Source organism: Micromonospora sp. NPDC004704, assembly GCF_053601675.1.
In genome coordinates this window covers 212,090-238,675 of sequence record NZ_JBSGCD010000004.1, presented here as the reverse complement: position 1 = coordinate 238,675, position 26,586 = coordinate 212,090, and the positions used below count along the sequence as shown (strand labels likewise).

Annotated in this window: 22 protein-coding genes and 1 pseudogene; 7 read left to right on the top strand and 16 right to left on the bottom strand. The window is 70.7% G+C overall.

Features of this window, described 5'->3' with window-relative positions:
• Window positions 1-3 precede the first annotated feature (3 nt).
• Both ACWEFB_RS07395 and ACWEFB_RS07390 read right to left on the bottom strand, forming a co-directional pair.
• Complete coding sequence (locus ACWEFB_RS07395; RefSeq protein WP_452283161.1) at window positions 4-1,515, bottom strand: O-antigen ligase family protein; 1,512 nt, start codon at window positions 1,513-1,515, stop codon at window positions 4-6.
• Window positions 1,516-1,839: 324 nt separating this feature from the next.
• Complete coding sequence (locus ACWEFB_RS07390) at window positions 1,840-3,147, bottom strand: glycosyltransferase family 4 protein (protein WP_452283159.1); 1,308 nt, start codon at window positions 3,145-3,147, stop codon at window positions 1,840-1,842.
• A 268-nt stretch (window positions 3,148-3,415) separates the two neighbouring features.
• Here ACWEFB_RS07390 and ACWEFB_RS07385 point away from each other — a divergent pair, with 268 nt between their 5' ends.
• Window positions 3,416-5,308 carry a CocE/NonD family hydrolase gene (locus tag ACWEFB_RS07385; protein WP_452283157.1) on the top strand — a complete coding sequence of 631 codons (1,893 nt, stop codon included), beginning with the start codon at window positions 3,416-3,418 and terminating at the stop codon, window positions 5,306-5,308.
• A 272-nt stretch (window positions 5,309-5,580) separates the two neighbouring features.
• Window positions 5,581-6,684, top strand: a complete 1,104-nt coding sequence (locus ACWEFB_RS07380; RefSeq protein ID WP_452283155.1) for an L-dopachrome tautomerase-related protein — start codon at window positions 5,581-5,583, stop codon at window positions 6,682-6,684.
• Window positions 6,685-6,747: 63 nt separating this feature from the next.
• Here the strand turns inward: ACWEFB_RS07380 and ACWEFB_RS07375 are convergent.
• Window positions 6,748-7,507 (bottom strand): annotated as a pseudogene (locus ACWEFB_RS07375) (SDR family NAD(P)-dependent oxidoreductase).
• Between the two features lie 146 nt (window positions 7,508-7,653).
• Here ACWEFB_RS07375 and ACWEFB_RS07370 point away from each other — a divergent pair.
• The 3 genes from ACWEFB_RS07370 (at window position 7,654) to ACWEFB_RS07360 (ending at window position 10,139) form a co-directional block, all read left to right on the top strand.
• Window positions 7,654-8,295, top strand: coding sequence for a TetR/AcrR family transcriptional regulator (locus ACWEFB_RS07370; protein ID WP_452283153.1), 642 nt, complete (start codon window positions 7,654-7,656; stop codon window positions 8,293-8,295).
• A 111-nt stretch (window positions 8,296-8,406) separates the two neighbouring features.
• Window positions 8,407-9,216: a GNAT family N-acetyltransferase gene (locus tag ACWEFB_RS07365; RefSeq protein ID WP_452283151.1), complete on the top strand. Its 810-nt coding sequence runs from the start codon at window positions 8,407-8,409 to the stop codon at window positions 9,214-9,216.
• A 167-nt stretch (window positions 9,217-9,383) separates the two neighbouring features.
• On the top strand, window positions 9,384-10,139 hold the full coding sequence (locus ACWEFB_RS07360; RefSeq protein ID WP_452283149.1) for a restriction endonuclease: 756 nt from the start codon (window positions 9,384-9,386) through the stop codon (window positions 10,137-10,139).
• Window positions 10,140-10,187: 48 nt separating this feature from the next.
• Here the strand turns inward: ACWEFB_RS07360 and cpt are convergent, their stop codons facing one another.
• The 12 genes from cpt to ACWEFB_RS07300 all read right to left on the bottom strand — a co-directional run bounded on the left by cpt (window position 10,188) and on the right by ACWEFB_RS07300 (window position 23,086).
• Window positions 10,188-10,703, bottom strand: a complete 516-nt coding sequence (cpt, locus tag ACWEFB_RS07355) for a chloramphenicol phosphotransferase CPT (protein ID WP_452283147.1) — start codon at window positions 10,701-10,703, stop codon at window positions 10,188-10,190.
• 149 nt (window positions 10,704-10,852) lie between these two features.
• On the bottom strand, window positions 10,853-11,605 hold the full coding sequence (locus ACWEFB_RS07350) for an SDR family NAD(P)-dependent oxidoreductase (protein WP_326559834.1): 753 nt from the start codon (window positions 11,603-11,605) through the stop codon (window positions 10,853-10,855).
• Window positions 11,606-11,641: 36 nt separating this feature from the next.
• Window positions 11,642-13,273, bottom strand: a complete 1,632-nt coding sequence (locus ACWEFB_RS07345) for an aldehyde ferredoxin oxidoreductase N-terminal domain-containing protein (RefSeq protein WP_452283145.1) — start codon at window positions 13,271-13,273, stop codon at window positions 11,642-11,644.
• On the bottom strand, window positions 13,264-14,559 hold the full coding sequence (locus tag ACWEFB_RS07340; RefSeq protein ID WP_452283142.1) for an L-fuconate dehydratase: 1,296 nt from the start codon (window positions 14,557-14,559) through the stop codon (window positions 13,264-13,266). Before ACWEFB_RS07340 ends, ACWEFB_RS07345 begins: the two co-directional genes overlap by 10 nt.
• Window positions 14,556-15,389, bottom strand: coding sequence for a fumarylacetoacetate hydrolase family protein (locus tag ACWEFB_RS07335; protein WP_452283140.1), 834 nt, complete (start codon window positions 15,387-15,389; stop codon window positions 14,556-14,558). Before ACWEFB_RS07335 ends, ACWEFB_RS07340 begins: the two co-directional genes overlap by 4 nt.
• Window positions 15,386-16,222: an amidohydrolase family protein gene (locus ACWEFB_RS07330; protein ID WP_452283138.1), complete on the bottom strand. Its 837-nt coding sequence runs from the start codon at window positions 16,220-16,222 to the stop codon at window positions 15,386-15,388. Before ACWEFB_RS07330 ends, ACWEFB_RS07335 begins: the two co-directional genes overlap by 4 nt.
• The gene (locus ACWEFB_RS07325) at window positions 16,219-17,241 is read right to left on the bottom strand and encodes an aldo/keto reductase (RefSeq protein WP_452283136.1); all 1,023 of its coding nucleotides are present in this window, start codon (window positions 17,239-17,241) and stop codon (window positions 16,219-16,221) included. Before ACWEFB_RS07325 ends, ACWEFB_RS07330 begins: the two co-directional genes overlap by 4 nt.
• A complete protein-coding gene (locus ACWEFB_RS07320; protein WP_452283133.1) occupies window positions 17,238-18,794 on the bottom strand; it encodes a sugar ABC transporter ATP-binding protein in 1,557 nt (518 codons plus the stop codon). Before ACWEFB_RS07320 ends, ACWEFB_RS07325 begins: the two co-directional genes overlap by 4 nt.
• Window positions 18,794-19,777 (bottom strand): ABC transporter permease, encoded by a 984-nt coding sequence (locus ACWEFB_RS07315; protein WP_326559841.1) that lies wholly within the window; start codon window positions 19,775-19,777, stop codon window positions 18,794-18,796. Before ACWEFB_RS07315 ends, ACWEFB_RS07320 begins: the two co-directional genes overlap by 1 nt.
• On the bottom strand, window positions 19,774-20,850 hold the full coding sequence (locus tag ACWEFB_RS07310; RefSeq protein WP_452283131.1) for an ABC transporter permease: 1,077 nt from the start codon (window positions 20,848-20,850) through the stop codon (window positions 19,774-19,776). Before ACWEFB_RS07310 ends, ACWEFB_RS07315 begins: the two co-directional genes overlap by 4 nt.
• Window positions 20,847-21,932: a mandelate racemase/muconate lactonizing enzyme family protein gene (locus ACWEFB_RS07305; RefSeq protein ID WP_452283129.1), complete on the bottom strand. Its 1,086-nt coding sequence runs from the start codon at window positions 21,930-21,932 to the stop codon at window positions 20,847-20,849. Before ACWEFB_RS07305 ends, ACWEFB_RS07310 begins: the two co-directional genes overlap by 4 nt.
• A 98-nt stretch (window positions 21,933-22,030) precedes the next feature.
• Window positions 22,031-23,086, bottom strand: a complete 1,056-nt coding sequence (locus ACWEFB_RS07300; protein ID WP_326559844.1) for a sugar ABC transporter substrate-binding protein — start codon at window positions 23,084-23,086, stop codon at window positions 22,031-22,033.
• 155 nt (window positions 23,087-23,241) lie between these two features.
• Here ACWEFB_RS07300 and ACWEFB_RS07295 point away from each other — a divergent pair, with 155 nt between their 5' ends.
• The gene (locus tag ACWEFB_RS07295) at window positions 23,242-23,919 is read left to right on the top strand and encodes a GntR family transcriptional regulator (protein WP_452283125.1); all 678 of its coding nucleotides are present in this window, start codon (window positions 23,242-23,244) and stop codon (window positions 23,917-23,919) included.
• 123 nt (window positions 23,920-24,042) lie between these two features.
• Window positions 24,043-24,738 (top strand): GntR family transcriptional regulator, encoded by a 696-nt coding sequence (locus tag ACWEFB_RS07290; RefSeq protein ID WP_452283123.1) that lies wholly within the window; start codon window positions 24,043-24,045, stop codon window positions 24,736-24,738.
• Between the two features lie 99 nt (window positions 24,739-24,837).
• On the opposite strand, the gene ACWEFB_RS07285 is transcribed toward ACWEFB_RS07290, so the two are convergent.
• A complete protein-coding gene (locus ACWEFB_RS07285; protein ID WP_452283121.1) occupies window positions 24,838-26,439 on the bottom strand; it encodes a flavin monoamine oxidase family protein in 1,602 nt (533 codons plus the stop codon).
• Window positions 26,440-26,586: the final 147 nt, after the last annotated feature.

Here is a 26,586-nt window from a genome sequence, read left to right as displayed (position 1 = left end):
TTGTTACCCCAATGCTTTCGTTGCGTGCGACGGGACGGGTGTGTTCCGTGACCGCGCGCCGGCCGGTGCTGGAGCCGGCCGGCGGGCGATGGCGCTGGCCGCCGCGGCGAAGGCGACGAAGTACCAGAGCGTGACCACGTTGGAAATGACGTTGGAGGCGGCGCTGACCGCCACGAACGCGGTGGCGCAGCCGGCGAAGCCGACCGCCACCCCACGCTCGAAACTGCCGGGTGGTGCCCGGCGCAGGGCCGTACGGGCGGTGTAGAGGAAACCGACCAGCATCGCCAGGTACGCCCCGAGGCCGAGCAGCCCGGTCTCGACGTACGCCCGGAGGAAGTCGTTGTGCGGCTTCTTCGCCTCGTCGGTCTCGCGCTGGGTCATGTTCGGCCCGATACCGGTCAACGGGTTCCGGTTGGCCAGGGTGACGATCTCGGTCCAGTAGCCGATCCGCCAGGCCAGGGTGTTGCCGGTCGGGTCGCCGCCGACCGCCCGGGAGTCGGCGAGCTGGGCGAACCGGGCGCCGACCGCCGGCACCAGGGTCACCCCGGCGACCGCCACCACGCAGAGCGTCACCAGCATCCGCTTGCTGCGGTGCAACACGGCCACCACGACCAGCCCGATCGCCGCGCCGAGAATGGCGCTGCGGGTGTTGGTCAGCAACAGGAAGACCAGGGACAACCCGAGCATCACCCCGAGTACGACCCGCAGCCGGCGGCTCAGGAACCGGTACACCGCGAACCCGAAGATCACCATGAACATCAGGTAGCGCCCGAACGTGGTCGACTGGCTGAACGTACCGCTGATCCGGGTGAAGCTGCCCTTGACCTCGGCGGGCGGGTGCCCGAGCAGCGACAGCAGGACGGTGTAGCCGAGCGCCAGGACCAGCGAGACATAGCAGGCCAGCAGGACCCGACGGATCGCCGCGGTGTCCGGCATGAGCTGCTCGAGCACCACGAACATCACCACCACGGTGAGGATCCGCAGCGCCTCCAGCAGGCTGTTCGACGGTACGGCCGCACCGAGCGCGCTGACCAGGCTGGTCGCCCCGACCAGCAGCATGGTCCAGCCCATCGGCGAGCCCCGCAGCCGACCCTGCCGGCTGAACTGGGCGGCCAGCCAGAGTCCGGCGGCGAGCAGGAAGAGCACGGCGAGCAGGGTGGACGGGTCGGTCGCCCGGCCGCTCTCCACGGGTGCGGCCTGCCCGGCGCTCGGTCCGGTGAGCTTGAACAGGTCGACGCAGGAGCGGACCGCGAGCATCAGCAGGACGTACCCGGCGAACCGGGTCAGGGCGAGGACCGCAACCGCGATCCCGGCGACGGCGGCGATCGGCAGCACCACGCCCCGGCGGTCACCGTCGGCCAGCGACAACCCGGCGACCACCGCGACCACCGCGGCGACGACTGCTGCCGCGCCGACGAGGAACCGGGCGGTCGTACCGCCCCGGATCGGCTCGACTCCGACGGTCGACGCACCGACGTCGCGTACGTCGACCAACTGCTGCGTGTGTTGTTCCACCGGTCCCACTGAAGCCGAATCGACGCTGCCCCGACCGCTGCCGGGCGCGGCCATCCCATGTCCTCCCGGACGAAGCGCATGTCCTCCCGGCACGAAGATCGGTTCAATCTAGCCCCGGTCGCTCATCCGGCAGAAGGGGCCGTTACGACGACCGGGCCATCCTCCCCCGGGTTGACCGGTGCCGACCGGCTGAGCAGGGCGGATGCCCCCGACCGGAAAGCGGAGCCGGCGCGGGACGGAGCTGAGCGGGAACCCGCGCGGAACGGAGCTGAGCGGGAGCCGACACCGGCGGACCGGGAAGCCGGCACCGGACGGACCGGGAAGTCAGGCGGCGGGTGCTCGGGCGGCGAGCCGGGCGCGGGCCCGGCGGCCGGGGACCCGGGCCAGTTCGAGGTAGAGCTGTTCCAGTTCACGGGTGGCGGTGTCCCAGCTGTACATGTCGGTCACCCGGTCGCGCAGCACCTCGGCGCCGACCCGCTCGGCCGCCGGGTCGGCGAGCACCGGGGCGAGCGCCCGGAGCAGGTCGTCCTCGTCGCCGTCGCGGAACAGCCGCTGCCCCGGCGCGTCGGACTCCAGCACCTCCACGTGCGGCGCGATGTCGCTGGCCACCACCGGCAGCCCGTACGCGGCCGCCTCCAGCAGGGTCAACGGCAGTCCCTCCAGGCGGGACGGCTGGACGAACCCGGCGGCGTTGGCGTACAGCTCGGCGAGCAGGTCACCGTAGGCGAAGCCGGTGAAGACGATCCGCTCGTCCCCCTCGGCCTCCCGGCGCAGCTTCGCCACGAAGTCGTCGGTGAACGAGGAGCCGCCGACGATCGCCAACCGCATCCGGGTGTCGCTGCGGCGGAACGCCCGGATCAGCAGGTCGGCGGCCTTCTCCGGAACCAGCCGGCCGACCAGGATCAGGTAGCCGCCCGGGGTCAGCCCGAACCGGGCCCCGATCTGCCGGGCCGGCAACGGTCGGGCGGCGTTCACCCCGTTCGGGATGTAGCTGGTGGGGCGGCCGAACCGGGTCTCGTAGTGGGCGGCGAGGCCACGGGAGACGGCGACCCGGCGGTGCGGGACGTACCCGCTCATCCAGTGGGCGCTGCCCAGCACCGCCCGCGCGCCGGCACCCCACTTGTCGCGCTGGTTGTCCAGCCCGTGCACGGTCAGGACCACCCGGGCCCGGGACAGCCAGCGCGGCAGCGGTGCGACCAGGCCCGGCCCGAGCCCGTGGTAGTGCACGATGTCGGGCCGATCGACCATCGCCGCCATCGTCGAGGTGGCGGCGTGCACGATCGCGTCGAGGTGCTTGCTCGCGACCGTACGGACCTGGCGCAGTCGTACGCCCCGGTACCGGTCCAGCGGCATGCTGCCGTAGCTCTCCCGGCAGTAGACCGTCACCTCGTGGCCGTAGTCGGCCAGACGGCTGGCGACCTCCTCGACGTGCCGCTCGATCCCGCCGTACGTGGCCGGCATGCCCTTCTGACCGATCATCGCGATGCGCAGCGGTCGCCAGCCGGCGCCCGGTCCGGCGGGATGCGCGGGAATCTCCCGCCGGACCGGAGCGCCCCGGCCGTGTTGGCCGGGAATGGCAGCTTTGTGAGGCTCGTGGTCTACTTTCTCGGCCTGCAGGTCGGGATGGACCACGGTAGCTCCCTGCGTGACTAGATGCGCGCCCGCTGCCCGGGCAGATCAACACCCTGCCACGAACGGGCCGACCAGCCCGCTGAACATCTGTTGGAAAAGATCACTCGTGGTGTTCGTCACTCGTCGAAATGGCGTCCGGATGATGCGGAGACGCTCCGTGGTGTCGCGGGGTCGAACGGTGAACGAACAAATTCCTACAGGTGAAGATGGCGATCCGTGCATGCCGCCGCCTAACCTACCGAAGCTTCTGACCTAAAAGGAGAACTGCATGGGTCGCATCAGCAGGCTGTGGCGCACGGGTATCGCCGTGCTTCCCGTGGCCGCGCTCGCCGTCGTCGCGGCGGCGCCACAGGCACTAGCCGTCGACACCCCCGCGATCGTCGTACAGGACGGCGTGACGCAGCCGGTCTTCGGCTACGCGGACGCCATCCGGGAACGACTTTTCATCGACTCCACTTTCGACAGCGACAACGACGGGCTGCGCGACATCATCGCGTTCGACGTCATGCGGCCGAAGGCCACCGCGAATGGCCTCAAGGTGCCGGTCGTCATGGACGCCAGCCCGTATTACTCGACCGTCTGCCGCGGCAACGAGTCCGAGTGCAAGGCCGACCTGGATGGCGACGGTCTGAACGACAAGTGGCCGTTGTTCTACGACAACTACTTCGTGCCGCGCGGTTACGCGGTGATCCTGCTGGACATGGTCGGCACCAACAACTCGACCGGTTGCCCGACCACCAACGCCAACGAGGACAACCTCAGCGCCAAGCAGGCGATCAACTGGCTGAACGGCCGGGCCACCGCCCGCAACGCCGCCGGTCAGGTCGTCAAGGCGGACTGGCACAACGGCAAGACCGGCATGATCGGAAAGTCGTACGACGGCTCGCTGGCCATGTCGACGGCGGTGACCGGGGTCAAGGGCCTCACCACCATCGTGCCGATCAGCGGCCCGACCGAGTACTACGACTACGTGCGCAGCAACGGGGTCATCACCCGGGGCAACAGCTACGTGGCGTCGCTCGCCAACACGGTGACCAACCCGGAGCGGCGGGACTACTGCAAGCCGACCCGGGACGCGATGGCCGCCGTCGACGGCGACGAGACCGGTGACTACACCTCCTTCTGGAACGAGCGCAGCTACGTCAAGAAGGTCCCGAACGTCACCGCGAGCGTGCTGCTCTACCACGGCCTGAACGACGACAACGTACGGCCGGACCACTTCAGCAAGTTCTGGTACGCGCTGGCCGAGAACAACGTGCCGCGCAAGCTGTGGCTGTCGCAGGAGGGTCACGTCGACCCGTTCGACTCCCGCCGCGAGGTGTGGGTGAACACCCTGCACCGCTGGTTCGACTTCTGGCTCCAGGGTGTGCAGAACGGCATCATGGAGGAGCCCCGGGTCGACCTGGAGCGTTCCGCCGACGTGTGGGAGACGTACGCCGACTGGCCGGTGCCGGGCAAGGCGGACACCGAGGTCTTCCTCCAGCCGGGTACCACCGGTGCCGGTGGCCTCGGCCTGGTCCCGACGACGAAGCCGGTCAACGGCGCGTTCACGGACAGCCCGACGCAGAGCCAGAACACGATGATCCTGAACCCGGACACCGTGCAGCCGAACCGGCTGGCCTTCCTCTCCGCCCCGCTCACCGCGCCGCTGCACGTCTCCGGTACGCCGGTCGTGCAGTTGCGTGCCTCGGCCGACCAGACCGACACCAACTTCGGTGCCATCCTGGTCGACTACGGCACCGCCGAGCGGGTCAACCACCGCGCCTCGGGCGAGGGCATCATCACCCTCGAGACGTCCGACTGCTGGGGTGAGAGCAGCCCGACCGACGACGGTTGTTACAAGCAGACCCAGAAGCGGGTGGCGACGGCCGACTACGAGCTGGTCACCAAGGGCGTCATGGACGCCCAGAACCGGCAGTCGATCCGTACCGCGGTGCCGCTGGTGCCGGGCCAGGCGTACAACTTCAGCTTCCCGCTGCTGCCGGAGGACTACGTCTTCCAGCCGGGTCACCGGATCGGCGTGATCATCGTCGGCAGCTACCCGCAGTACTCGAGCCAGGCCGACCAGACTCGGGCCAACATCGCGGTCGCGCTGAAGAGCAGCAACATCGTCCTGCCCGTGGTCGGTGGCACCGCCGCCGCGCACGCCGCCGGACTGTAAGACCCTCGGAACGTCTCCCGCGCAGTTGGCGTTCCACGGGAAAACCCGCAGGCCGGTGGCTCCATCAGCCCCGCCACCGGCCTGCGGCCCCGAACGTGTGGAAGATCTGGCGAGTTGACAGTTACCTGTCAACTCGCCAGACCCGTTCGGGGCCAGCTCCGGATCGGCGGACCGGTAGCCGAATCACGGCGTTCACCCGCGAAGCGGTTACCACCGGACAGATGGGGGAAGTACCCGCCGGACACCATGGTCACGCCGAGGGGGTACAACCCATGAGCGACAACTTCATGACCGACGAGCCCTGCGGTGACCTGGAGGTGGTCGCCACCTTCACCGGGCCGATGCCGACCGGGGTGAGTGTTTCCCACACTGGCCGAATCTTCGTCAACTTCCCGAAGTGGGGCGACGAGGTCACCGCCAGCGTCGCCGAGGTCGTCGACGGCGAAACCAGGCCCTATCCGGACACGGCGTGGAACAGCCCGGCGGGTGACGACGACCCGGACGCGTTCGTCTCGGTCCAGTGCGTGGTGGTCGACCCCGCCGACCGGCTCTGGGTGGTCGACACCGGCAGCCCGTTGCTCGCGCCGACCCGACCCGGCGGCCCGAAACTGGTCTGCGTCGACCTCACCACCAACGCCGTCACCCGGAAGATCGTCTTCCCGGCCGACGTGGCGCTGCCGACCTCCTACATCAACGATGTCCGGTTCGACCTGCGGCGGGGTGCGGCCGGCACCGCGTTCGTCACCGACTCGTCCGGCAACGGGCCGAACGGGATCATCGTGGTCGACCTGGCCAGCGGCGACTCGTGGCGACGCCTGCACGACCACCCCTCCACCAAGACCGAACCACTGACCGATTTCCACCCGCTGGTGGAGGGACGGGAGTTCCTGAAACGGCCGGCCGACGGCCCACCCTCCCCGCTGACCATGGGATCGGACGGGATCGCCATCTCGGCCGACGGCGGCCGGCTCTACTACTGCCCGCTCACGTCCCGCCGGCTGCACAGCGTCTCGGTGGACGCCCTGGTCGACCGGGGACTCGACGACGCCGAGGTGGCGGCGACCGTCACCGACGAGGGGGACAAGGGCTCCGCCTCCGACGGGCTGGAGAGCGATGACGCCGGCCGGATCTACCTGACCGCGTACGAGCAGAACGCGATCCTGCGCCGGCACCCGGACGGGCGGCTGGAGACGGTGGCCCGCGATCCCCGACTGCTCTGGCCGGACACCATGTCGATCGCCACCGACGGGTACCTGTACGTCACCGCCAACCAGCTTCATCGGCAGCCGGACTACCAGGGCGGGGTGGATCGCCGGCAGCGGCCGTACGTGCTGTTCCGGACCCGGATCGACGCCGGCCCGGTGCTGCTGCGCTAGCGCCCGGTCCTGCGTGGGTCGGTCGGTCGCTCCGGGACAGGTCCGAAGTGGATGTTCCCACCGTTACTCTGCGCTTTGATCGGGCACGGAGTCCCAGTTGGCCGATCCGGCCAGATCCCCGCCGTCCACCACGAGGTCGGCACCGGTGACGAAGCGGGAATTGTCACCGGCCAGGAACAGGACGGCGCCAGCGATGTCGGCCGGGTGCCCGACGCGCTTGAGGGCGACATGGGCGGTGTCGAAGTCCGCACCATCGGTCATGGGCGTGTCGGTCTGGCCGGGATGAACGGCGTTGACCCGGATGCCGTCCACGCCAAGCTCGAGGGCGGTCGCCTTGGTGAGCCCGCGGACTGCCCACTTGCTCGTGATGTAGCCGCTCATCAGCGGATAGGCACGGAACCCGCCGATTGATCCGACGTTGATGATCGAACCGCCGCCAGCCCGCCGCATGGCTGGAACAACGGCGGTGATGCCGTGGAACAGTCCCACCACGTTCCAGAGCACGCTGGAACGCTTGCTCGCCGTACTCGGCCAACGGCGCCACTGGGGCGATGCCCGCGCTGTTCACCAGCACATTCACCCGTCCGAACGCGCTCTCCGCCTGGGTCACCACCCGGGACCAGGCGCCGGGGTCCCGCACATCCAGTTCCACGAACCGCACACGCTCACCCAGCACGGCGGCGAGTTTTTCCCCTTCGGCCACCCGGACGTCGGCGATCACCACCGCGGCACCGTCGGCATGCAACGCTCGCACCGCCCCCTCGCCGATCCCCTGCGCTCCGCCGGTGACGATCGCCGTACGGCCGGCCAGATCTCCTGCCATGTCGAGCCTCCTTGGTCCTGTGTTCGCTCTCAAGCCACAGCCTAGGATTTCGCTGAACGCCGTTCAACGAGATGAGGGTCACTGAACGCCGTTCAACGAACGGTGCGATACTGGTGCGCGGATGGCGACGAAGGAGCAGTACGCGCGTGACCGGACCGACCACGAAGCGACAGGCCGCCGCTGAGCAGACCCGCCAGAGACTGCTGGCTGCCGCGACAGAGCAGTTCTCCCGGCGCCCCTACGCCGAGGTGACGGTAGGAGACATCGCCCGCACCGCCGGGGTGTCCCAGGGACTGGTCGCACATCACTTCGAGAACAAGTGCGGCGCCTACCTGGCGACGCTGCGCGAGGTTCGCCGGAGCCTCGGAACCTTGCCAACCACCCGCCCGGATCTTCCGCCCGGCGCCCGTCTGCGCCTGTACTGGGAAGGGCACTTCACGTATCTGGCGGCCCATCCGGACCTGGCACTGAACCTGATCCTGTCCGACCCCGGCACAACCGAGGCCACGACCGAATTCGAGGCCGCCCGCCGCGAGGGCCTCCACGACATGTGCCTGATCTTCGACCTGGACCCCGACAACCCCGCCGTCACGATGGCGCTACGGGCATTCGGTACGGGCATCGACCGGCTCACCGCGGAATGGCTCCGCGCGGGACAACCATTCACCGTCCCGGTGCTCGTCGAGGCGGGCATCCAACTCCTGGCCGGAGCACTGCGCGGACTACCCCTGATCGAGCCCGGTACCCGGGTCGACACCGCCCTCCAACAACTCCTCGCGAAGCACTGAATCCTGTGCCACGGACACCGTCGGGCAGGTGGCCGGTTCCATAGCGAGGCCGTGTCGACGAGCCCGCACCGGCCGGTGACGTTGCGCCAGCGGCTGTGTGATCATTTTCGGATGCTGGTGGAGAGTGTCCACGACCGGGCCGAACTGGCCGACCTGTTGCTCCGTACGCCGGACCTGCGGGCGTACGAGCTGGGTGACCTCGACGACCACTTCTGGCCGTACACGACCTGGTACCGGCGGGGCGAGGCGTTGGCGCTGCTCTTCCACGGCGCCGGCGTGCCCATCCTGCTGGCCCTGGACACCCCGGACCGGTCCGGTGCGCTGGCCGAACTGGTCGCGGATCTGCGCCCGCTGCTCCCCCGCCGGTTCTACGCCCACCTCTCCGCCGGTGTGACGGCGGCACTGGAGCCGGAGTTCGCGGCCGACTCGAACGGTCCGCACCTGAAGATGGCGCTGACCGAACCGACCCGGCTGGACCGCTGGTCGGCGGCGGAGATCGCCTCGACCGGCCCCGCGGAGGTGGTCGAGCTGACCACGACGGACCTGACCGAGGTGGCCGGGTTCTACGAACTGGCCTACCCGGCGCACTCGTTCGTCCCCCGGATGATCGAGCAGGGTCCGTACGTCGGGGTCCGGCGCGGCGGTGAGCTGGTCGCGGTGGCCGGGGTGCACGTCTTCTCGCCCCGCTACCGGGTGGCTGCGATCGGCAACGTGGCCACCCACCCGCAAGCCCGTGGCCAGGGGCTCGCCTCGGTGGCGGTGGCCGAGCTGTGCCGCCGGATGCTGACGACGGTCGACCGGATCGCCCTGAACGTCAAGGCGGACAACAACGCCGCGATCGCGCTCTACAACCGGCTCGGGTTCAGCCCGGTCGCGGACTACACCGAGCTGACCTTCACCGCACGCGGTACGCCGAACTGACCCGCACCGCGGGCCGGCGATCAGGGGCAGCCCGCCGATACGAGCGCTGCCGAGGTGCAACGAGCCTCGAGCCGGGTTGATCCGGAGTGGAACACTGGCCGCAAGAGCCGAGAGTGTCGGCAACACAGCGGACAGTAGGATTCCCTCTCTCCCCGCAAGGAGTCCCGATGCACCGGGTCCGGTCGTACCGCCGCCGTGACGGCGTCCGGGTCAGATCGCACTACCGCCGAGGACGGGGACGCCGCTCGACGGTCCGCTTCCTCCGGGACCGGGACACCTCGGGCCTCCTCGACGGTCGGGCGGGCTGGGCGCTGCTGGCGGCGCTGCCCGTACTCCTGCTGGTGGTGGCGATCGTACGGTTCGTCGAACGGCACCCGGTCTGGTCGGGGCTGACCGGCGTGAGCCTCGCCGCCGTCGGCGTCGCCGTACTCCGGGCGTGGTTGCGGGTTCGGGCCCGGCAGCAGGCGGCGGAGGAGGAGATGGGGCGGTCCGTGGCGACCACCGACACGATGGCCGGCGAGCAGTTCGAGCTGTGGGTGGCCTCGTTGCTCACCAGATCCGGGTGCACCGGAGTACGGGTGTGCGGGCGGACCGCCGACCGGGGCGCGGACATCGTCGGCCACACACCGGACGGGCGGCGTCTGGTGGTGCAGTGCAAGCGTCAGGGCTGGAACAACCCGGTGGGCAGTGCCGCGATCCAACGGTTCGCCGGCACCTGCCGCACCATCCACCGGGGCGAGGTCTGCATGATCGTCACGAACGGGCGCTTCACCGCCGGAGACGGCGCACAACTGGCCCGGGAACTGGACATCGTGCTCGTCGACCGGTCCGCACTGGGGAGTTGGGCCGCGCACGGCATCGTGCCCGTACGGCTCGGCACCCGGCTCGCCCCGACACCGGACGCGGCCGAGCCGGGGCGATAGCCGGGCAGGACCAACACCGGCCGTGCTCGTCCTACCCGGAGCGGCAGATCAGACCACGTACGCGGCGATCGCGCGTGCACAGTCGAGGGACTCGGTGTGGCTGGTGTTCACCTCCACGTCGTAGACGACACCCTGATGCACGGTCTCAGCCTGCGACGCCGCCATCCCGATCACCCGGTCACCTCGTGCGATCTCCCGGCCCGCCGCGATGTTCGGGGCACAGCGCACCCCGACCCACAGCACCTCAAGGCCCGCCAGGTGCGTCCGGGCACGCTCCTGGGAGGAGGCGCCGCCGAGGAACACGTCGTCGATGATGACGGGCGCCCCCGCTCTCGCCATCGCGGCGACGCCGACCATCCATGCCTGTTGCAGGTCGCCGAAGCCCCTGCCCAGGATGACCTCGCCCTGCTGCCCGAAGGTCACCATGGACGGTGGTAGCCGGTCGATCAGATCGTCGATGCCGAGGTCGATCCACGGGTACGGCAGGAGGTGCTTGAGGCAGCGGACGATCCCGGACTTGCCCGAGCTGGAACCGCCGTTCAGCACGATGACCTGCGTCGCCACTAGATCGGTTCACCTTCCCCAAGGATCCGCTCAACCCGCACAGACTGCCACATCTCCCGCTTCTCCCGGAGCCGCACGCGAAGTCTCGGCGTCGTGACAACAGCCGGGATGACCGCCGCGTGCCCGACGTCGGCGCGGTGCCGCACGCGCTACTTCGAGCGGGGCAGGCGCAGGCCGGACATGCCGCCGTCGACCGCTAGCGAGGTGCCGGTGGTGGCACGGGACAACGGGCTGGCCAGGTACGCGACCGCGCCGGCCACCTCCTCCGCGCGTACCAGCCGGCCGGTGGGCTGGCGGGCGGCGAGCCGTTCCTTCTCCCCCGCCGGATCGTCGGCCTTGGCCAGCAGCCGGCCGACCCACGGGGTGTCCACGGTGCCGGGCGCGACGCAGTTGACCCGGATGCCCTCGGTCACCAGGTCGGCGGCCATCGCCAGGGTGAGCGCGTGCACCGCACCCTTCGACGCGGAGTAGAGCGCCCGCTGGACCAGGCCGGCGGTGGCCGCGATCGAGGATGTGTTCACGATCGCCCCGTGCGAACTGCGACGCAGGTACGGCAGGGCCGCCCGGGTGGTCCGGACGATGCCGATCACGTTGACGTCGAGCACCCGCTGCCACTCGGCGTCGTCGTTCGCCTCGACGGTGCCGACCGCGCTGATCCCGGCGTTGTTGATCAGGATGTCGATCCCGCCGAACGCCTCGGCGACCCCGGCCATCGCCCGGTCCAACGAGTCGGAGTCGGCGACGTCGGCGACCTGCCCGAGGGTCGCCCCGCCCTGCTCCCCCGGGTTCAGGTCGAGTACCCCGACCCGCCCCCCGCCGGCCACGAACGCCTCCACGCACGCCTTGCCGATACCCGACCCGCCGCCGGTGACCACCGCGACCAGCCCGTCGAACTCGCCCACGTCAACTACCTTTCCTCGTACGTCTACCCGGGCCACTCAGGCGAGCCCGGTGAATCCCAGTTCGCGGTGCAGTTGCGCCACCGCCCCGGTGAAGGCGGCCCGGTCGAGGACCGCGCCGAGGTACCTGCCCTCGGCGACCGGCTCGGTGAAGAACCGGTCCGGCAGGGTGTCCGCGTCCAGCCCGAAACCGAGCCGTTGGTTGATCTCGCGTTGCAGGAGCAGCCGCCGCGCGCCGAGTGCCAGCACGTCTGGCCGTTCCCCGGTGACCGCCTCCACCAGGTCCTCGACCAGGTCCAGGGTGAGCGGTCGGGTGGGCGTCGCGGCGAACGTGCAGACACCGAGGGCGTCCAGCCCGCTCCACAACCGCAACAGCGCGGCGGTACGACCCACGTCCAGCTCGCCCCGGGGACGCGGCACGGTCGCACCGAGTCGGCGCAGCTCCGGATAGCTGTGCGGCAGCCCCTCCTCCGGGTCGAAGTCGAGGTCGTGTTCGACGATGTCGTAGCGAGGTCCGATCGGGGCGACCGCGTAACCGAGACCGAGGTTCGGTTGCACCCTCGGGTCGAACGGCGGCAGCTCCACGCCCTTGCTGGTCATCGCCGTCGCCGGATTGGCCCGCGCGGATCCCTCGCCGAGCGGGTGACCGCCGGCCGCGATCCGTTCGACCACCTCCGGCACCTCCCCCGCCGGTACGCCGGCCGCCGCGAGGGCGCCGCCGAGCGACACCGGGTCGAGCCCGAGTTGCAGGCAGCGGGCGTGCAGGGCCCACGGGTCGGTGGCGCCGAGGTTCGGCCCGAGCATCGCCAACGCCTCCTGGTGCAGCCCGGCTCCGGCGTACACCTTGATGCAGTCGGTCGGGCACCCCGGACAGGCGGCCACCCGGTCGGGTGCGGGCGCGGTGCCGACCCCGCCCCGGCTGACGGTGTCGGCGAAGTTGGCCACCGGGGCGTAACCGGGCTCGGCGTCCCAGACCCCGAAACCGGGCACGCCGTGCTGCCAGGCGGTCAGCGAGTTGCCGGGTTGTGCGGCGGCGTACCACTCGGAAAGGCGGCGCAGCGCCTGCGGGTCCGCGACCGGCACGGGATCCGGACCGGGTACGCAGACCACCGCCTTGACGTTCTTCGCCCCGAGGACCGCCCCCAGACCCAGCCGGGGCAGCGGGTGGTCCCGGCAGGTGACGATCGAGGCGTACCGGACGCCGTTCTCGCCGGCCGGTCCGATCACCGCCACCGCCGCTTTCTCGCCGTACCTGGCGAGCAGGGCGTCGGTGGCGGGACCGGTCTCCAGGCCCCACCACTCGCCGGCCGGTTCCAGCCGGGCCCGGCCCGCCTGCACCACCACGCAGACCGGCTCGGCGGCCCGCCCGTACAGCATCACCCCGGTGACCCCGGCGGCCCGCAGGCCGGCGGCGTACGGGCCCTCGGCCCGGGTCTCGGCGATCCCGCCCGACAGCGGGGACAACCCGATCGCGGCGCACCGGGCCAGCCCCGGCGCGGGCACCCCGGCCACGGTGCCGGCAACCAGGGCCAGCGGTGCGTGCGCCGGTTCGGTCGGGCCGGTGATCATGTGCCGGAGCAGCTCCAGCACGGCGACCGGCCCGCCGAAGCCGCCTGCCTCGCGGATCGGGAAGGTGTCGCCGGTGTCGAGTTCGACGTGGATCAGGACCACGCGGGCCCGTCCGGGTAGCGGTACTCGGCCAGCGTCTCCGGTCGCATCTGGGCCGAGAAACCCGGCAGGGTCGGTGCCCGGTACGCCCCGTCGACGATCACCACCGGATCGACGAAGTGCTCGTGCAGGTGGTCGACGTACTCGATCACCCGGTCGGTGAGGGAGCCGGAGACGGCGACGTAGTCGAACATGGACAGGTGCTGGACCAGCTCGCACAGCCCCACCCCACCGGCGTGCGGGCAGACCGGGCGGCCGAACTTCGCGGCCAGCAGCAGGATCGCGATGTTCTCGTTCACCCCGGCGACCCGACACGAGTCGATCTGTACGAAGTCGACCGCGTCGGCCTGGAGGAGTTGCTTGAACACGATCCGGTTCTGTACGTGCTCACCGGTCGCCACCCGGACCGGTCCCCCGTCCGGGGTGATGTGTGCCAGCCCGCGCCGGATCGCCGCGTGCCCGAGTACGTCGTCCGGGCTGGTCGGCTCCTCGATCCACCACGGGTCGTACGGGGCCAGGGCGGTCATCCAGTCGATCGCCTCGGCCACGTCCCACCGCTGGTTGGCGTCCACCGCGATCCTGATGTCCGGCCCGACGACCTCCCGGGCCAGGGCGAGCCGGCGCACGTCGTCCTCCCGGTTCCCGCCGACCTTCAACTTGATCTGCCGGTACCCGTCGGCGACCGCCTGCTTGGCCAGCCGGGTGAGCTTGCTGTCGTCGTACCCGAGCCAGCCCGGCGAGGTGGTGTACGCCGGATAGCCGCGCCGTTCCAGCTCGGCGATCCGCTCGGCCCGGCCGGGCAGGGCGGCCCGGAGGATCTCCAGCGCCTCGTCCGGGGTGAGCGCGTCGGTCAGGTAGCGCCAGTCGACCAGGTCGACGATCTGCTCCGGACTCAACTCGGCGAGCAGCCGCCAGACCGGCTTGCCGGCGACCTTGCCGGCCAGGTCCCAGGCGGCGTTGACCACGGCGGCGGTGGCCAGGTGGATGACGCCCTTCTCCGGGCCGAGCCAGCGCAGTTGCGAGTCGTGGGTGAGCCGCTTGGCGAACTCACCCAGGTCGTCGACGGACTGGCCGACGATGAACGGGACCAGCGCGTCGATCGCCGCCCGGCACACCTCGTTGCCGCGCCCGATGGTGAAGGTGAAGCCGTGGCCGTCGACACCCGCGTCGGTGTGCAGGACGACGTACGCGGCGGAGTAGTCGGGGTCGGGGTTCATCGCGTCCGAGCCGTCGAGTTCACGGGAGGTCGGGAAGCGGATGTCGTACGTGTCGACCCCCGTGATGATCACGCGGCGTCCTTCACGGCCGAACGCTGCCGCCCGAGCCTGTCGATCTCGACCTCGACCACGTCACCGTCGGCCAGGTACGGGAACCGCCCGGACAGCGCGACGCCCTCGGGGGTACCGGTGCTGATCAGGTCACCCGGGTCCAGCACGGTGTACTGGGACAGGTGCCAGACCAGGTACGCCACGTCGAAGATCATGTCGGCGGTGACGGAGTCCTGCCGGGGCTCGCCGTTGACCCAGGAGCGCAGCGAGAGCTTGCCCGGGTCGCCCACCTCGTCCGGCGTGACCAGGTACGGCCCGAGCGGGTTGAACGTCTCGCAGGACTTGCCCTTGGACCACTGCCCACCGGAGACGGCGAACTGGAAGTCCCGCTCGGAGATGTCGTTGGCGAGGGTGTACCCGGCGATGTGAGCCAGCGCCTCCTGCGGCGACTCCAGGTAGCGGGCGGTCCTGCCGATCACGACGGCCAGTTCCACCTCCCAGTCGGTCTTGGTCGACCCGCGCGGTACGAGCACGTCGTCGTACGGTCCGACGAGCGTGTTCGGCGCCTTGTAGAACACGACCGGGTGCTCCGGGCTCGCCGCCCCGGACTCGGCGGCGTGTGCCGCGTAGTTCAGCCCGACGCAGAGCACCACACCCGGCCGGGCGATCGGCGCGCCGATCCGCAGCCCGGTGATGTCGATCTCCGGCAGCCCGGTCACGTCGGTCACCCCGCCGGTGGCCAGGAACGCGCCGTCGATGTCCCCCGTGATGCCGGACAGCTCGAAGTAGCGACCGTCCGTATGGGCCACCGGGCGCTCCGCGCCGAACGGACCCACCCGCATGTACTTCATTCGATCTCCAACTTGTAGGTGCTGATCGCCGTGGTGGCGAAGATGGCGTCCGGAGTGCCGCCGAGGATCTGCTCCAGCGCGTCGCGTACCTGGGTGTAGGTGGCGGCCAGTTCGCAGACCGGCCAGTCCGAGCCGAACATGAGCCGGTCCGGCCCGAACAGCTCGACCGCGCTCGCCACGAACGGGCGCAGGTCCTCGACCGTCCAACCTGCCGGGTCTGCCTCGGTGACGAGGCCGGAGAGCTTCGCCACCACGTTGGGGCAGGCGGCGACGGGTGCGGCCAGGGTGCGCCACTGGTCCAGACCGGCGGCGCCGGCCGCGATCCGGGGCTTGCCGAGGTGGTCGAGGACAAAACGGGAGTCCGGCAGTGCGGCGGCGGCCCGCGCCACTGCCGGCAACTGCTCGACCCGTACCACCAGCTCGTTGACCAGGCCGGCGGCGGCGATCGTACGGAGTCCGGCCCGTACCTCCGGCCGGTCCAGGTAGTCGTCGTCGGGCTGGCCCTGCACCTGGTCGCGGATCCCGACGAGCAGGTCCCCGCCGTCACCGGCCCGGTGTCCGGCGAGGGTGCCGGCGAGCGCCGGATCGGTCAGTGACGCCCAGCCGACCACCCCGGCGATCTCCTCGGTGGCGGCGGCGGTGGCCAGGAACTGGGTCGTCTCGGCGGCGTCCCCGAGGCCCGCCTCGACGAGTACGGTCCGGTCCACTCCGGCCGCCCGCAGGTTGCGCCGGAGGTCCTCCACCCCGTAGTCGCGCCGGATCCGGGTCAGTGCCGGGTCGGCCAGCCAGGCGTAGTCGGCGGTCCAGAGGTGCTGGTGCGAGTCGACGATCACGGCGTCGGCACCTCCTCCGGGAGCAGCCCGGAGTCCTTCAGGTCACGCCAGAGCTGACCGGGGATCGGGTGGTCGAACATCTCCGCCGCGTCGGTCACCTCGTCCGCCGACCGGGCGCCGAGCACGACGCTGGCGACCGCCGGGTGGCCGAGCGGGAACTGGACCGCGGCGGCCCGCAGCGGCACCCCGTGCTTGGCGCAGACGTCTCCGATGGCCAGTGCCCGGTCCAGCAGTTCGGCCGGCGCGGGCAGGTAGTCGTAGGTGGCGCCGGGTTTCGGGTCGGCGAGCAGGCCCGAGTTGTAGACCCCGCCGGCGATCACCGAGACGCCCCGGTCGGCGCAGAGCGGAAGCAGTTCGGCCAGGCCGGACTGGTCGAGCAGGGTGTACCGGCCGGCGAGCAGGACCGTGTCGAGGTGACCGGTGCGGACGAAGTCGGCGAGCATGTCGGCCTGGTTCATGCCGACCGACACCGCACCGATCCGACCCTCTTCGCGCAACGCCACCAGCGCCGGCAGGGCGCCGGCCAGCGCGTCGGCGTAGTGGTCGTCGGGGTCGTGGATGTGCAGCACGTCGGCTCGGTCCAGGCCGAGCCGGTCCAGGCTCTCGGCGTACGACCGGCGGGTGCCGTCGGCGCTGAAGTCCCAGGTCGGGGTCAGGTCGACCGGCTCGGCCCAGATCTCGTCGTTGTGGTCGACGGCCGGCTCGCTGCGGTGCCGGCCACCGCCGCGCGGCTGCTCCGGACCCGGCACCAGGATCCGGCCGACCTTGGTGGAGAGGGCGAACTCGGCCCGGGGCTTGCCGGACAGGACCGCGCCGGCCCGCTGCTCGGAGAGCCCGGCGCCGTAGAGCGGTGCCGTGTCGAAGTACCGGAAGCCCAGCTCCCAGGCCCGTTCCAGGGTGTCGGACGCCTGCTGCGCACCGACCGCCCGGTACAGGCCGCCGAGTGGGGCGAGGCCGAGGCCGAGGCGGGTCACCTCGACTCCGGTGCTGCCCAGTCGGGTCCGTTCAAATGGGTTCACGCGGCTGACTCCCCTGCTGCATCGGGCCGGTCCGGGCCGGTTCCCGTCTGCTCCCGGGCCGGTCCAGCGTGGATCATCCGGATGATCGCCTGACTCATCCGGCCGTAGTCGTGGTCGTTGGCGAGTTCACCACGAACGGTGAAATCGTTCATCACCGCGACCCGGTCCGCCAGCGTCACGATCTCCGGCAGGTCGGAGGAGATGAGCAACAGGGCCATGCCGGCGCCGGCCAGTTCGGCGATCAGCTCGTGGAAGGCGGCCTTGGTGCGTACGTCGATGCCGACGGTGGGCTCGTCCACGACCAGGATCTCGCACTGGGCGGCGAGCCACTTGGCCAGGCTGACCTTCTGCTGGTTGCCGCCGGAGAGCTGGCCGGCGAACTGGCGCGGGGAGGCGGCCCTGATTCCGAGACGTTCGGTGTACTCGGCCACCACCTGCCGTTCGGCGGGCTCGGTGACCAGCCCGGCGCGGGCGATCCGACGCCAGATCGTCACCCCGATGTTGCGGGTGATGGGCTGGTCGAGGAAGACCCCCTCCTCCTTCCGGTTCTCCGTCACGTACCCGATCTTGTAGCGGTGCAGCGCCTCGCCGACCGTACGGATGCGTACCGGCTTGCCGTGCACCTCGACCGTGCCGGCGGTGATCCGGTCCAGGCCGAGCAGGGCCTTGGCCAGTTCGCTGCGGCCGGCGCCGACCAGCCCGTACAGTCCGAGGATCTCGCCGGGACGGACGGCGAGCGAGATGTCGCGGTGCCCACCGGCGGTGCTGACCCCGGTCAGCCGCAGTGCCGGCGGGGTCTGCGGGTCGACGTCGCGCCCGGCCAGCGTGACCGACGCGTACGCCCGACCCACCATCAGGTCCACCACCTGGTCCTGGCTGTACGACGACAGCGGCTCGGCCTCGGCCACGCTGTGCCCGTCGCGGAGCACGGTGACCGTGTCCGCGACGGCGAACACCTCCTCCAGCTTGTGGCTGACCAGCACCACCGCCTGCCCGCTGTCCCGGAGTTTGCGGACGATGGCGTAGAGCCGGTCGGCCTCGTCGCCGGTCAGCGAGGCGGTCGGCTCGTCGAGCAGCAGGACCTTGCTGTCGAGGCTGAGTGCCTTGGCGATCTCGACCAGTTGCCCGTGCGCCACGGAGAGGTCGGCGACCGGGGTGTCCGGGTCCAGGTCCAGGTCGAGCAGGTCGAGGCAGCGGCGCGCCTCGGCCCGCATCCGGGCCTTGTCCACCACACCGAAGCGACGCGGCAGGTGGTGCAGCACGATGTTCTCCGCGATGGAGAACGCCGGGATCAGGTTCCGTTCCTGGTGCACCACCCCGATCCCGGCCCGCTGGGCGTCCAGCGGTCCGGTGAGCTGGAGTTCCTTCCCGTCGAGTACGATCCTGCCCCCGTCGGGGCGGTACACCCCGGTCAGCAGCTTGACCATGGTGCTCTTGCCGGCGCCGTTCTCCCCCAGCAGCGCGTGTACGCTGCCCGCCGCCAGCCGCAGGGTCGCGCCGTCCAGCGCGCGTACCCCCGGGAACGTCTTGACCAGGCCCTCGGCCGTGAGCATCACGACGACCTCCGCAACAGCTTCTGCCGGACGGTGCCGAGCAGCACCGCTCCGAGGACAACCGCGCCGACGATCAGGTCGATCCAGCGACGGTTGATGTCGAACTGGGCCTGCAACACGTCCACCAGCCGGACCAGGAACGCGGCCAGGCAGGTCCCGGCGACGCTGACCGCCCCGCCGGTGAGCGCCACCCCGCCGATGATCGGCGCGGCGAAGCTGGGCAGCAGGAGGTCGTCGCCGATGCTCGAGTTGACCGAGCCGGACGAGGCGACCGTGATGACCGCGGCGACCCCGGCGAGCAGCCCGGACAGGGCGTGCGCGATCACGATCGACCGGTCGTTGGAGATCCCGGACAGCCGGGCGGCGAACGGGCTCCCGCCGCTGGCGAGCAACTGCCGCCCGGTGACCGTACGGGCGAAGAAGAAGGCGACCAGGGCGGCGACCCCGAGCGCGACCAGGAACACCACCGGCAGCCCGAGCACCGAGGCGCGGCCGAACTCGCGCAGCCCCTCCGAGTAGCCCTGGTAGGTGTCGGGGCCGTTCACCCCGTACCGGAGCCCCTCGATGATGGTCATGGTGGCCAGCGTGACGATGAAGCCGTTGATCCGGGTGAAGACCACCAGCGCCCCGTTGACCACACCGGCGATCAGGCCGACCGCGAGCGCGACCAGGACCGCGAGCGGCGCGGGCAGACCCGCCTCGACCATCGCCCAGGCGGCGACCATGGCACAGAAGCCGGTGAGCGCGCCGACGGACAGGTTCATCTGGCCGATCGCCAGGACCACCATCTGGGAGAGCCCGATGACGATCGGCACGGCCAGGAACCGGAAGAACGCGCCGAGGGTGCCGGCGGAGAGCAGGTTGCCGCCGGTGGCGATGGCCAGGGCGACGAACCCGACCAGGGCTATCACGGCGAGGGTGAACTCGGGCCGCCGGGCGACCGAGCCCCACCGTGAGGTCTTCTCCTCGTAGAGCACGCTCATGCCCGCACCCCCCTGCGTTCGGCGAGCACGTGGCGTACCCGGTCCAGTGAGAGCGCGACCAGCAGCACCAGCCCGATGTAGAGCTTGAGCTGGTCGAGCTGGAACTGAAGCAGGTTCAGTCCCTTGTAGATGACCTGGGTGAGGGTGGCGCCGAGGACCGTACCCAGGATGCTGACCGCACCGCCGGCGAGCAGCGTGCCGCCGAGGACCGGGCCGAGGAACGACGGGAGCAGGAACTGGTCGCCGATGCTGGCGGAGAAGGCGCCGTTGTTGGCCGCCAGCAGGAAGCCGGCGAGCCCGGCGAGCAGGCCGGACAGGGCGTGCGCCTGCACCACCCGGTTCTTCGTCGGGATGCCGGACAACTCGGCCGCCTTGGCGTTCGCGCCGGTCATCAGGATCTCCCGACCGAGCCGGGCGTACCGGAACAGCAGCCCGACCGCGAGGGCGGCGACCAGCGCGAACGGTACGACCAGCGGCACGTTCGGCCCGCACACGTTGCCCATGCAGTAGTCGGCGAAGGTGTCGTTGCGCAGCGAGGTCATGCCCGCCGGCTGACTGCCGAAGGCGACCCCGTCGGTGAACCGGGTGTAGAGGATCGTGATCAGGCCGATCATGGCGAAGTCGAGGGCCAGGGTGACCACGAACGAGTTCACCCCGGTACGCGAGATGATCAGCCCGGCGAGCGCCCCGAGCAGGGTGCCGACGGCCAGTCCGATCACCAGCCCGACCGGCAGCGGTACGCCCAGCCGGTCGTACGCGAGCCCCATCGCGAAAGCGCTCATCGCCGCCATCCGGCCGACGGCCATGTTCATGTGCCCGAGCGAGAGCACCATGAGCTGGGCCAGCCCGACGACGGCGTAGACGCTGATGTCGGCCTGTAGCGGCACCAGGGTCAGCGCGGTGTTGAGGAACGCCGGCCGCAGCACGCTGAAGAGCACGACCAGCGCGATCAGCAGGACGACCAGGCCGAGGCGCGGGTTGGCCCAGAGCGGGATTCCCGGCGGCTTGCGAGGCGCCGGAGGCTCGGCCGCCGACGGCGCCTCCGGTGCGACCGTGGTGGTCTGATCACTCACTGGACTCTCCGGTTGTCGATCGCGTCGCGGTCCCAGTCGATGCCGAGTCCGGCGGTGGTCGGGGGCAGGGCGTGCCCGTCGACGACGTCGATCTCGCGCCCGGTGATCGCGCGCAGTTGCGGGATGTGTTCCAGGTAGCCGCTGTTGGGCACCGCGCAGCAGAGGCTGACGTGCAGTTCCATCAGGAAGTGCGGGCAGACCGTGACGTTGTACGCCTCGGCCAGGTGGGCCACCTTCAGCCACGGGGTGATGCCGCCGATCCGGGCCACGTCGACCTGGACGATGCCGGCGGCTCCCCGGTGCAGGTAGTCGCGGAACTGGCCGATCGAGTACATCGACTCGCCGACCGCGACCGGGATCGAGGTGGCCTCGGCCAGCGCCCGGTGCCCGGACACGTCGTCGGCGGGCAGGGGTTCCTCGAACCAGTACGGGTCGGACGCCTCCAGCAGCCGGGCCCGCCGGATCGCCTCGGCGGCGGTGAGCGACTGGTTGGCGTCGAGCATCAGGTCGAAGTCGGGGCCGACCTCGGCGCGGACCGCGGCGAGCCGCTCGGCGTCCTGCACCGGGGACCGGCCGATCTTGAGCTTCGCACCGGGCCAGCCGGCCGCCTGGCTGGCCCGCGCCCCGGCGATCAGCTCGTCGGTGCTCAGGTGCAGCCACCCGCCCTCGGTGTCGTAGAGCGGGATGCGGTCCTTGGCACCGCCGGCCAGCACCCAGAGCGGTTCGTCCGCGTCGCGGCACCGCCAGTCCCAGAGGGCGGTGTCGACGGCGGCGAGGGCGAGCGAGGTGATCGCGCCGACCGTGGTGGCGCGGGTGGCGGCGAAGAGGTCCCGCCACACCGCCTCGACCCGCCGGGGGTCCGCGCCGACCAGTCGGGGCACCAGGTAGTCGCGCAGCAGCGCGAGGACCGCGGTGCCGCCGGTCCCGATCGTGTACGCGTAACCGGTGCCGGTCCCACCGTCGTCGGTGCGGATCTCGACGAAGATGGTCTCCTGTTTGAGGAACGACTGGACGGCGTCGGTGCGTACGGTCTCGACCTCGAGGTCGACGAGGTACGCCTCGGCGTGGGTGATCGCGGGCAACGAGGCTCCTTCGAGGGGTGGCGAACGCGCCGGTTTCCGGGGTGGGGCGCGTTCGACTACCGGGCCGGCCAGCGGTCACCGCTGACCGGCCGGGTCGACTACTGGCAGGTCAGGTACTGGCTGTCGAACGCCTTCTTCAGCTCGTCCGTCTTGGCCTGCCGGTCGGTCTCGTAGTTGTCCACGTTGGCCTTCGTGACCACGAAGGACCCGGAGTCGATGACCACGCCGGGCGTGCTGACCGTGCAGCCGCCGGAGAGCTTGGTCAGCGCGTACGACCCGACGGACGCCTGCCCGACCGGGTTCTGGAGCACGGTGCCGGCGACGGAGCCGTCCCGGATCCCGGCCAGGATGGTCTGGTCGTCGTCGATCGCGATCACCTTGATCGGCAGCTTGGCCTGCTTGACGCCCTCGGCGGAGGCGACCGCCGGGTTGTAGGCGGTGTTGACGATGCCCTGGATCTGGGTGCCCTTGGCGGCGAGCAGGTCGGCGACGGCCTTCTGCGCGCTCTGCAGGTCCTTGTCCACGTCGGTCACGGTCTGCACGAGCTTGACCTTGCCGCCGGTCTCGTCGACCGCCTTCTGCACGCCGGCCATCCGGCGCTGGGTGTTGGAGTCGACCTTGTTGCCGGTGAGGTGGACCAGGTTGCCCTGGCCGCCGATCGCCTCGACCGCGGCCTGTCCGGCCTTGTACGCGGCGAGTTCGACGTCGGTGGAGAGGCAGAAGTCGGCCTTGTTGACGTCTCCGGCGGGGCAGGAGGCGAGCGAGGCGACGGCGAAGCCCTGGCCCTTGAGGTCCTCGAAGGTGGCGTTGATGTTCTCCGGGGCCACCCCGAAGATGCCGAACGCGTTGTAGCCCTGGGCGGCCAGCGCCTTGAGCACGTCGTTCTGCTTGGTCTGGTCCCAGCCTGAGGTCTCGTTGAACGCGACGTCGGCGACCCCGAGGTCGGTCTTGACCTTCGCGGCCGTTTCCTTCCACGGCTGGAAGTACGGGTGGGCCCCGCCCGACACGAGGGCGATCTTCACCTGGTCGGCCGCCCGCGTGGTCGCGCCGGCCGCCTCGTTCTCACTTTTCTTGGTGCATCCGGCGGTGGCCAGGGTGCCGAGCACCAGGATGGCAGCCGCGGCGCCGAGCCGAGTCAACGGGCTCCGATTCATGACCGCACCTTTCGCGCATATCGTGGATCCTATAGGATGTATCATGGATGTTTAGTCGATCACACTCGCTCGCGTCAAGGCTTAACCTCGAAGAAACATGCCGTCGTTACAAAGGCGTGTCGGGCCGAGCGCGGCGGCACCGCAGGAGGAGACGGATGGTCAACCAGCAGCCGGTCCGTCCGCTACGCCGGTCGACCCTCGGCGAGGACGTGTACGAGACGCTCAAGGTTCTGGTGCTGGAGCACACGCTGACCCCCGGCGACCGGATCAACATCGACGCGCTCGCCCGTGACCTGGCCGTCTCCCCCACCCCGATCCGCGAGGCGCTGGCCCGACTCGAAGCCGACGGGCTGGTCCGCAAGCGTCCCCTGGTCGGTTACACGGTGAGCCCGTTGCTGACCCGGGCCGAGTTCACCCACATGTTCGAGATGCGCTCGCTGCTGGAAACCGCCGCCGCCCGGTACGCCGCCGAACGCGCGAGTGACCAGCTCCGGGCGGCGATCTGCGCCGAGGCCGCCACCACGGTCGGCACCGACGACGGCGACCCGGAGGGCTGGCACTGGCACGCCGCGTTCACCACCCTCGACGCCCGGTTCCACGAGCTGGTCGCCACCGCCGCCGGCAACCCGTTGCTCGCCGACGGGATCGCCCGGTTGCACGCCCACCTGCACCTGCACCGCCGCTACTTCCCGTACGCGGAGACCGGCACCACCGGTGCGGAGCACCAGCGGATCGCCGACGCGATCCGGGCGGGTACGCCCGACGCCGCCGAGGCGGCCATGCGGGACCACCTCGATCGGGCCCGGGACCGCCACCTGCCCGCCTTCGAGTAGCCCGTCCCTACTGGACTTTCGGCGGGTGTCCGAACGGGACCCGATCGATCACGCACGATAAGGCCATCGTCACTGGGCTATCCTCGTCATCTACGAGGTTCATCGCCCGGGCGGGAGACACCGATGGTCAATGCTCCGGTGCACCACGCGGACAGGCCGACCGGGCCGACCGCACTGGTCCCCCTGCCCGCCCGACAGACCCTGACCGAGGACGTCTACCAGGCGATCAAGCGGCTCATCATGGACCACGTGATCCCGCCCCGGGGCCGGCTCAGCATCGACCAGCTCGCCCGTGACCTGCGGGTCTCCTCGACCCCGATCCGGGAGGCACTGGTCCGGCTGGAATCCGAGGGGCTCGCCGCGAAGGAACCGCTGCGGGGATACTCGGTCACCCCGATCCTCACCCCGGCCCAGGTCGACGACCTGTTCGAGTTCCGCGGCCTGATCGAGCCCTGGGCCGCCGCCCGCGCGGCACAGCGGCGCGACGAGGCCGGGCTGTCCCGGCTACGCGCCGAAGTGGACTCGGTCAGCACGTTGCCGGCCGGCGAGAGCTACGCCGACTACCAGGACCTCGCCGGACACGACGACCGGTTCCACCGCCAGATCGCCGAACTCGCCGGCAACCACCAGCTCCTGCGGGCGTTCGCGCGTACGCACTGCCACCTGCACCTGTTCCGCCGCCGCTACACCGCCCCGCTGGGCAGCGCGACGGTGGCCGAACACCGGGACATCGCGGCGGCCGTCGCGCAGGGCGATCCGGATGGTGCGTACGCGGCGATGGAAGCGCACCTGGAGCGGGCCCGGCAGCGGCTGACCTGAACGCGCGGACGCCGGGCCGGGAGGCGGATCCTGCCGCGTCCCACCCGGTGTCCACGAACCCGTCCCTCCCGGTCCCACGTCCAGGAGGGACGGTGTCGGTCAGCTCGACATCACCCGCTGGTGCAGGGCGGTCACCACCGACCGGGCGGAGACGAACGCCCCGTGCTGCCACGCGGTCTCGTGGCTCAGCCAGTCACCGGCGAAGTAGACCCGCCCGGCCGGCTGGAGCAGCAGGTTGTATCCGGCGGTGCCGTGCGGCGGCGAGGTCCAGGCACCCTCCAGGTAGCGGGTCCGGTCCCAGGCGTGCGAGAAGGAGGTGGCCAGCTCGCTGCGGTACTTCTCCCCGTGGATCTTCACCCCCTGGGCCACCGCCCGTGCCTCACGCTCGGCCGGCGTCAGCGCGCTGTACGTCCGCGCGTTCGCGCCGGTGTTGTAGTAACCGACGATCAGGCCCCGCTTGCCGTGGAAGCCGTACGACGGGTACCAGATGTGCGACAGGTCGAGGTCGGTCTCGGTGATCCCGCCGTAGATCCGCTCGTCCGTCTCCCACCAGCGGCTGCGGTACTCCAGGCCGATCTTGCCGGAGGCGGTGACCGGGAAGCTGGCCAACGCCGCCGTCACGTTGGTGCCGAGGTTGTGCGGCACCCGCGCCATCAGGTTCGGCGGCAGCGTCCCCACGCAGTAGTCGGCCCGGATCGACTTCTCGTGCCGGCCCTGGCGGTAGGTCACCTCCACCTCGTGTCCCCGGTTGGTCACCCCGGTGACCTCGGCGCCGAGCCGGATCCGGTGGTTGCCGACCGCCCGGCTGAGCGCCTTCGGGATCGCGTCCATCCCGTCGACCGGCTGGAACATCAGCATCGCCTGGTCGTAACCGAGTTCGAAGGAGAAGTACCGTCCGACGTTGCTGGCGAACACGTCCGACAGCGGCGGCGGGGCACCGAGCAGGGTCCCGGCGTCGTTGCCGGCCCCCGGATAGGCCGCGTACCCGCGCCGGCTGGTCCCGGTGTACGCGAACCCGCTGGTACGCCCACCGATCGCACCGAAACTCTGCAGGAACGACAGCAGGCGGGTCTTGTCCTCGGCGGTGAGCCGGGCGTCCAGTGCCCCCTGGTCGGTCGCCTTGGCGAGCAGTTCGGAGACGTAGCCGTACACGTCGGCTTTGGCGGTGCGGTAGCGCTGGGCCGAGGTCATCCCGGTCGCCTCGTTGTAGATCCGGGCGTCGGCGTTGGCGTTGGTGAACACCTCGATCGGCACCCCGAGTTCGCGGCAGTAGTCCAGGGTGACCATCCACTGCGCCAACCGGCCCGGCCCGGCGTTGAAGTAGGTCCCGGCGGAGAACTTCGCCTTCTGGGTGTGCCCGTCCAGGTCGGTTTCGGAATCGCCGCCGCGGATGGTCCGGTTGCGCCCGCCGGCGACACCGCGCGCCTCCAGGATCGTGCAGTCGTACCCGGCCTTGCCCAGCTCGTACGCGGTGGCCAGGCCGGCGATGCCGCCGCCGAGGATGACCACGCGCGCGGCACCGCGGCCGGTCAGGTGGAAGTCGGATCGCTCGGGTGCGCGGAACGCGGGCGCGGCCGACGCGGCGGTCGGCGCGAGTCCCAGGGCGCCCATGGTCGCGAGCATCGCGCCCGCTCCGCCGCTGGCACCGACTGCCCGCAGAAAGCCGCGCCGGTTCAGGGCGGGTTGCGTGTGGTGGCTCATACGTCCCCCTTTATCAAGATCCGTGGGACGCCGAGTCTCTGTGCCGACTGTTACCGGCGAAGCGAAATGATGTTGCCGCCACATTTCGTTGATCTTCGATGTATGTATGCCGTCGCCGATCGATGGACGCGGGCCACCGGCTCGACG

Excerpts from the sequence above, each read along its gene's own strand:
- ACWEFB_RS07295 (WP_452283125.1), top strand. The coding sequence starts at position 23,242 with ATGGTCAACCAGCAGCCGGTCCGTCCGCTACGCCGGTCGACCCTCGGC.
- ACWEFB_RS07360 (WP_452283149.1), top strand. The coding sequence starts at position 9,384 with ATGCACCGGGTCCGGTCGTACCGCCGCCGTGACGGCGTCCGGGTCAGA.
- ACWEFB_RS07380 (WP_452283155.1), top strand. The coding sequence starts at position 5,581 with ATGAGCGACAACTTCATGACCGACGAGCCCTGCGGTGACCTGGAGGTG.
- ACWEFB_RS07290 (WP_452283123.1), top strand. The coding sequence starts at position 24,043 with ATGGTCAATGCTCCGGTGCACCACGCGGACAGGCCGACCGGGCCGACC.
- ACWEFB_RS07335 (WP_452283140.1), bottom strand. The coding sequence starts at position 15,389 with ATGAAGTACATGCGGGTGGGTCCGTTCGGCGCGGAGCGCCCGGTGGCC.
- ACWEFB_RS07385 (WP_452283157.1), top strand. The coding sequence starts at position 3,416 with ATGGGTCGCATCAGCAGGCTGTGGCGCACGGGTATCGCCGTGCTTCCC.
- ACWEFB_RS07320 (WP_452283133.1), bottom strand. The coding sequence starts at position 18,794 with ATGCTCACGGCCGAGGGCCTGGTCAAGACGTTCCCGGGGGTACGCGCG.
- ACWEFB_RS07365 (WP_452283151.1), top strand. The coding sequence starts at position 8,407 with ATGCTGGTGGAGAGTGTCCACGACCGGGCCGAACTGGCCGACCTGTTG.
- ACWEFB_RS07300 (WP_326559844.1), bottom strand. The coding sequence starts at position 23,086 with ATGAATCGGAGCCCGTTGACTCGGCTCGGCGCCGCGGCTGCCATCCTG.
- ACWEFB_RS07315 (WP_326559841.1), bottom strand. The coding sequence starts at position 19,777 with ATGAGCGTGCTCTACGAGGAGAAGACCTCACGGTGGGGCTCGGTCGCC.
- ACWEFB_RS07285 (WP_452283121.1), bottom strand. The coding sequence starts at position 26,439 with ATGAGCCACCACACGCAACCCGCCCTGAACCGGCGCGGCTTTCTGCGG.